We start from the raw sequence: 6,479 nt of genomic DNA on the forward strand, positions 1-6,479 counted from the left end.
GGCTCATCTGGCCGGCGCCGATGCCGACGGTGGCGCCGTCCCTGACGTAGACGATGGCGTTGGACTTGACGTGCTTGGCGATGCGGAAGGCGAATTTCAGGTCGGCCATTTCGGCCGGCGTCGGCGCCCGCTTGGTCACCACTTTCAGTTCGAGGTCGTCGACGACGGCGTTGTCCCGGCCCTGGATGAGCAGGCCGCCGGCGACGGATTTGACCGTCGTACCCGGCGTGCGCGGGTCCGGCAGCCCACCGGTGACCAGCAGGCGCAAATTCTTTTTCGCCGCCACGATGGCCGCTGCCTCGTCGGTGGCGCCGGGCGCGATGATTACCTCGGTGAAGGTTTTTACGATCTCTTCCGCCGCCTCGGCGTCGAGGGTGCGGTTGACGGCGATGATGCCGCCGAAGGCCGAGACCGGGTCGCAGGCCAGCGCCTTGGCGTAGGCGGCTTTCAGCGAGTCGCCTTCGGCAACGCCGCACGGATTGGCGTGCTTGATGATGGCGACGGCGGCGGAAAGGTCGGGGTCGAACTCGCCGACCAGTTCGAAGGCGGCGTCGGTGTCGTTGATGTTGTTGTAGGATAGCTGCTTGCCCTGCAGCTGGCGCGCCGTGGCGACGCCCGGGCGCTTGTCGCCGTTGACGTAGAAGCCGGCGCTCTGATGCGGGTTCTCGCCATAGCGCATCACCTCGACCAACCTGCCGCCAAAGGCGCGCCATGTCGGATGTTCGATCTCGAGCGCTTCGGCGAACCAGCCGGAGATCGCCGCGTCATAGCTGGCGGTGCGGGCGAAGGCCTTGGCGGCCAGCTTCTTGCGGAAATCCAGCGACAGCGAGCCGATGTTCATCTCCAGCGCATTCAGCACCGAGGCGTAATCGCCGGGGTCGGTGACGATGGCGACATAGGCGTGGTTCTTGGCCGAGGCGCGGATCATCGCCGGCCCGCCAATGTCGATGTTTTCGACGATCGACGCGTAGTCGGCGCCGGAGCGGCGGACCTCCTCGAACGGATAGAGATTGGAGACGACGAGATCGATCGGCTCGATGCCGTATTTGCGCATTGCCGCGGAATGCTCCGGATCGTCGCGCACGCCAAGCAGCGCGCCATGCACCCCAGGATGCAAGGTCTTGACGCGGCCGTCCATGATCTCGGGGAAACCGGTGAGCTCGGAGACGTCGCGCACCGGAAGGCCCGCGTCAGCGATCGCCTTTGCCGTGCCGCCGGTCGAGACCAGCTCTACGCCTGCGGCTGCCAGCGCTTTGGCGAAATCGATGAGGCCGGTCTTGTCGAAAACGGAGAGCAGGGCGCGACGCACGGGAACAAGGTCTGGTGCGGGAATGTTCTTGGCGGCGACGGCCATGGGCTGGCAGCCTTTCACGACTGGTGTGATGGATGCCCGCGCCCGTAGCACATGCCGTCCGGAAATCAAACCGGCGGTCAGGTGGGGCAAGGCAACGAATCCGTATTAAAACGAAAAACCCGCCTGTGCGGCGGGTCACTGGCGCAAATCAGCACCATGGGCGAATTTGTACCATAGCTGAGGTCACCGAGTCAAGAAAAAATTCCTATCGTTGCCGACGCAAGCTGCCGATGCCGCCGAACTGGTTGTCGTCAGGCCTTTTGTTAACCTGCGTTCGAAGCCCTGCCAGGAGGATCAGTTGTTTTCCGGATGACCGGCGATGCTGGTGCGCGTCAGCTGCCAGTGGACTTCGGCGATTTCCGAGGCTTTGAAGGCAAGCACGATCTGGCGGCTGCGGCGTGGGCCGCCAAGGCCGGCGAAATAGATTGATTCCTCGACTTCCGGCACCACTTCGGCTGCTGTGAACACCCAGGTATCGGCCTGATCGGCGGCCAGCACCAGGCGGTCATGCTCGTCCTGCAAAAGGTTGATGTCGGGGTGGACATGGAAGCGGACGGTGACGAAGTCGCGGCCATTGTTGCGGATCGCTGCATTGCCGGGCCGCTGGAAGCGGTCGCGACCAGCCAGCACATTGCCGTTCGCCGACAGTTTCAGCTCGCGCTCATGCAGGAAGCCGAAGCGCGGGACATAGCCGTCATGGCGGGCGATGAAGCCCTGAACACCCTTCTGGTCGGTGCGCTTGCACTGCACGTGCTGCGGGCCGCCGATCAGCGGGGAACCGAGCAGGTCGTTGACACGCAGCGAATGGCTGAAGCGCGCCGACGAGGTGTCGTTGATGGTGGCGGTCGAGTGCGCGGCGGTGGCGCGCGCCAGCGGCCGGAATTCAGCCGCGCCATAGGTGTCGATGCCGGCATTGACGATGTAGTGCTGGCGGCCGGACGACAGTTCGAAGGCAAGGCAGCTGGCGTGTGCGGCGTTGGACACATCGACCGGCGGCGGCGGGCCGGTGTCGGCGATGACCGTGGTGCCGCCCATCGACAGGCGCTCATAGCCGGAATGCGGCGCATGCAGCAGCGGCGCGCCGGCGGTGTCGTCGTGGCGCAGAATGGTGGCGATGCGGTCGTGGATGGTGGCGCCCATGCCGTTGAAGCGGGCGAGGCTGCCATCCTGATGGCGAAAGAAGCGCAGCGCCGGCAGCATGCGGTCGATGGCGCCGATCAGCGCCTGCGGCGGCGTTTCCGCCTGGTTGGCATAGGTCTGGCGCAGCGGCAGAAGGTCGGCGAGGATTTCCAGGACAACCATCGGATTGCGCGAAATATGCCCGCCATCGGCGAGGATCTGGCGGTCGAGTTCCTCGGCAAGATTGCGGGTCGCGCCACGCAGGGCCGAGGCCGGCGCCGGCAGGGACAAGGCAGCGAAGGCGAGCGCGATGCGGGCCCGCAGCCTGTCCTTGCCGTCGGGCATTTCGCGCGCCATCGACCTGAGGTAGCGGATCTGGATGGCTACCGATTTCAGGAAGGCGCGGTAGAAAGGGAACTCGGCGCCCTGCAATACGACCGAGGAGTGCTGCAACCAGGCGATGATGCGCTTGGCCGTCGTGCCGGGCTCCCAGGCGATGCCGGAAATATGGCTGCCATGCATGGTGATCCAATCGGAGACCAGGGCGCGGGCATTGGCGGCGGCAAGCTCGGTGCCGGCGGCGCGCATATGGCGCAGCCAGCGAAAGCCGTGCAGCGTCTTCTGCCAGCCGTGATTGGGCACGCTGATCTGGAAAGGCGACTTGCCGCCGGTCTCGACGAGATGCCCCGACAGGGGATAGCGGCCGTAATAGATCTCGAGTGCGATCTGCGGGTCGGCGAGGCGCAGGTCCGGCGGCGCGATCAGCACACGTTCCGGCGTGCGGCCGGAATAGCGCCAGCGATAGACAGGCCCGGCGCGCAGGCGCCGGCGCGTTTTGCGCCAGAACTCCTTCGCGACAAGCGTCCACAGACGCGTCGTGCTGCTGGCAGCAAGTGCCAAAACCCCTCCTGATCGTCCTCTACCCCGGCGCCGAGTCTACATGATTGCACGATTCGTGCGAAGGCGAATTCCACGACCCCACGCCGGTTCACCTGGCTTTGCCCCCGATCCTACCCCAAAAAGTCAGTAAATCCGGGCAATTCAATCGCTAGCCGGCTCGCCGCATGCGAGCGGCGAAGAAGCCGTCGAGGCCCGAGCGCTCCGGCACGCCGAGCTCCAGGTCGGCGGGCGTGGTGCGCAGCGTGCCTTGCGGCGTCAGGAACGAATCGATGCCGGCGATCTCGCCTTGCCGCAGCGGATCGTTGGCGACTTCAGGCGTGCCGGCCAGAAAGGCGTGATAGAGATCCTCGCCTTCGAGCGGATCGAGCGAACAGTTGGAAAAGACGATCCTGCCGCCGGGCTTCACCAGCGTGACGGCGCGGGCGAGCAGCCTGCGTTGCAGGTCGGCCAGTTTTTCGACATCAGCCGAAGTCTTGGTCCATGGCACGTCGGGGTGCCGCCGCACCGTGCCGGTCGACGAGCAGGGTGCGTCGAGGAGAACAGCGTCGAACAGTTCTTCTGGCTCATACTTGAGCAGGTCGGCCTGAACGATTTCGGCGGACAGGCCGAGACGCTCGAGATTCTGCGTCAGCCGCACGAGCCGGTTTTTCGAGGTGTCGACGGCGGTGACCTTCGCGCCGGCAACGATCAGCTGCGCCGTCTTGCCGCCGGGCGCGGCGCAGAGATCGGCAACCCGCAATCCCGCGACATCGCCGAACAGCCGGGCCGGCAGGCTGGCCGCGGCGTCCTGGACCCACCAGGCGCCCTCGGCAAAGCCAGGCAATTCAGTGACAGGACCGACAAGATTCTCGACCCGCACCGTGCCGGTCGGCAGGACGATGCCGCCGAGTTTTTCGGCCCAGAGACCGGGATCGGCCTTGACCGAGAAGTCGACCGGCGCCTCAACGCGATGCGCTTCGAGGATCTGTCTGGCCTTCTCGTTGCCGTAGGTGGTCTTCAGCCGATCGGAAAACCACTTTGGCGCTTCGTCGGTGGCGGCAAGGGCGGCAGGCAATTCCGTTTCCTTGGCACGTGCCAGTGTGCGCAGAACGCCATTGACGAGGCCGGAGAAGCGCACCGTGCGCGGATCGGACTTGGCATGGGTCACCGCAATGTCGACGGCGGCGCTGTCGGGAATATCGAGGAACAGGATCTGGGCTGCGGCGACATGCAATATGTGCGACAAAGCGGTGGCGTTGGGCGGCAGCGGCTTTTCCAGGCGCCGCGCCAGCAGCCCTGATATGGTCATGCGATAGCGCAGCGCGGTGACCAGGATGGCGCGGACAAGGCCGCGATCGCGCATGTCGAGCGCCTTGTATTGCGGGTGGCCGTTTTCGTGATCGGTCAGCCCATCAAGCGGCGTCCTGGCGTCGATGACGGCGGCAAGCAGGCGCGCCGCCGCCTTGCGTGCGGCGAGACCGGCAACGAAGTCGCCGCCGTCCCTGTGTTCCTGATCACTTGAAACTGTGCGTCGTGGTCCTCTGTCCGCCACGCTCACGACCACCGGCCCTTGGGCCCGGTCGGATTGCGACCCCATGGGTTGGATTTGGGCTTGGCGGGCTCCGCCGGCTGCTCGGGCTGCGCTGCCTCGCCCCATGGGCCGGATGGCCGCGGTTGATCTGCCTGCCGTGGCGTCGATGCCTGGCGCGGGGCGGCCTGGGTTTCGCCTTGCATCTGCTGCGCCATCGCCTGCAAGGCTGCGATGCGGTTCTCAGTGGCGGGGTGGGTGGAGAACAGGCTGTCCATGCGCTCGCCGTGAAGGGGATTGATGATGAAGAGATGCGCGGTCGCGGGATTGCGCTCGGCATCGGGGTTGCGGATGCGTTCGGCGCCGCGGGCGATCTTGTCAAGCGCCGATGCCAGCCAGAGCGGGTGTCCACAGATTTCAGCGCCACGCCGGTCGGCCTCGTATTCGCGGGTGCGGCTGACCGCCATCTGCACGACCATCGCGGCAAAGGGCGCTACGATCATCGCCGCCAGCACGCCGACAAAGCCGAACGGATTGTTGTCGCGATTGCCACTGAAAAAGAAGGCGAAATTGCCGAGCATCGAGATGGCACCGGCAAAGGTGGCGACGATCGTCATGGTGAGCGTGTCGCGGTGCTGCACATGGGCGAGCTCGTGCGCCATGACGGCTGCGACCTCTTCAGGCGTCAGCGCTTGTAACAGGCCGGTGGAGGCAGCAACCGCCGCGTTCTGCGGGTTGCGGCCGGTGGCAAAGGCGTTCGGCTGCGGGTTGTCGATCAGATAGGTCTTCGGCATCGGCAGGCCGGCCTGTTTGGCCATTGCCTGGACGATGGCGTAATATTCGGGCGCGTTCCTTTCGTCGACCTCGACGGCACGGTTCATCGACAGCACCATCTTGTCGGCATTCCAGTAGCTGAACAGATTGGTGCCGGCCGCGAACAGGAAGGCGATCATCATGCCGCCGGTGCCGCCGATCAAAAAGCCGACGCCCATGAACAGCGCCGTCATCGCGGCAAGAAGCATGGCGGTGCGGATGGTGTTCATCGTCTGCTCCTGTCGAAATGGCACCGAAAAGGGGTCGATCGTCGTGCGTTCATGGCTATATGATGGGAAACGCCAGTTCCTGTTTCAATTGACTGGGCTCAATCTGCCGAGATTATCGCATGACCGACGAAATCCGTAAAACAGGCGCCGCTTCTGCCGAAACGGCATCGCAGAGAGAGCTAACGCCGGCCGCACGCCGTGCGTTGGCCGAGGCCGCAGCGCGGCGGGAAGACTACCGCGAAAAGGAGGCCGCGCTGCCGAAGGAGATCGGTGGCCGCGGCGGCAAGGAGCCAGGGCGCTACGGCGACTGGGAGGTAAAGGGCCTCACCAGCGATTTCTAGATGCCGCCTAGGCGGCGTTGCGCTGCGGCTCGAGCGCGATCCAGCCACGCTCGTCGACGGTGATGCCGACCATGTCGTAGCCTGCGATCGCGGCATGTTGCGTTGGCAAGGGGTGCTTGTGCGTGGCGCTGATGACCATGACCGCCGCGCCCGCCGCTTCGGCTGCCGCGATGCCAGCTGGAGCATCCTCGAAGACGAGGCACTCGCGCGCGTCG

The 6,479-nt window shown here is 65.4% G+C and carries 5 protein-coding genes and 1 pseudogene; 1 reads left to right on the top strand and 5 read right to left on the bottom strand.

Annotated elements, in window-relative coordinates:
• The 4 genes from purH to htpX all read right to left on the bottom strand — a co-directional run.
• A partial coding sequence (purH, locus tag EN906_RS18435; RefSeq protein WP_127375289.1) for a bifunctional phosphoribosylaminoimidazolecarboxamide formyltransferase/IMP cyclohydrolase occupies positions 1–1,354 on the bottom strand: 1,354 nt, incomplete at its 3' end.
• A 294-nt stretch (positions 1,355–1,648) separates the two neighbouring features.
• Complete coding sequence (locus tag EN906_RS18440) at positions 1,649–3,373, bottom strand: heparinase II/III family protein (protein ID WP_127271388.1); 1,725 nt, start codon at positions 3,371–3,373, stop codon at positions 1,649–1,651.
• A 148-nt stretch (positions 3,374–3,521) separates the two neighbouring features.
• The gene (locus EN906_RS18445; RefSeq protein ID WP_128361930.1) at positions 3,522–4,910 is read right to left on the bottom strand and encodes an RsmB/NOP family class I SAM-dependent RNA methyltransferase; all 1,389 of its coding nucleotides are present in this window, start codon (positions 4,908–4,910) and stop codon (positions 3,522–3,524) included.
• Complete coding sequence (gene htpX / locus EN906_RS18450) at positions 4,907–5,923, bottom strand: zinc metalloprotease HtpX (RefSeq protein ID WP_127271031.1); 1,017 nt, start codon at positions 5,921–5,923, stop codon at positions 4,907–4,909. Before htpX ends, EN906_RS18445 begins: the two co-directional genes overlap by 4 nt.
• Positions 5,924–6,042: 119 nt before the next feature.
• Between htpX and EN906_RS18455 the strand changes: the two genes are divergently transcribed.
• Complete coding sequence (locus EN906_RS18455; RefSeq protein WP_127375290.1) at positions 6,043–6,264, top strand: DUF1674 domain-containing protein; 222 nt, start codon at positions 6,043–6,045, stop codon at positions 6,262–6,264.
• Positions 6,265–6,271: 7 nt separating this feature from the next.
• Here EN906_RS18455 and EN906_RS18460 read toward each other — a convergent pair.
• A pseudogene (locus EN906_RS18460) lies at positions 6,272–6,479 on the bottom strand (HAD family hydrolase); the annotation flags it as partial.

This window comes from Mesorhizobium sp. M7A.F.Ca.CA.004.06.1.1 (genome assembly GCF_003999135.1).
Lineage (GTDB): Bacteria > Pseudomonadota > Alphaproteobacteria > Rhizobiales > Rhizobiaceae > Mesorhizobium.

Coding starts and splice junctions, on each gene's coding strand:
- htpX (WP_127271031.1), bottom strand. CDS start 5,923: ATGAACACCATCCGCACCGCCATGCTTCTTGCCGCGATGACGGCGCTG.
- EN906_RS18455 (WP_127375290.1), top strand. CDS start 6,043: ATGACCGACGAAATCCGTAAAACAGGCGCCGCTTCTGCCGAAACGGCA.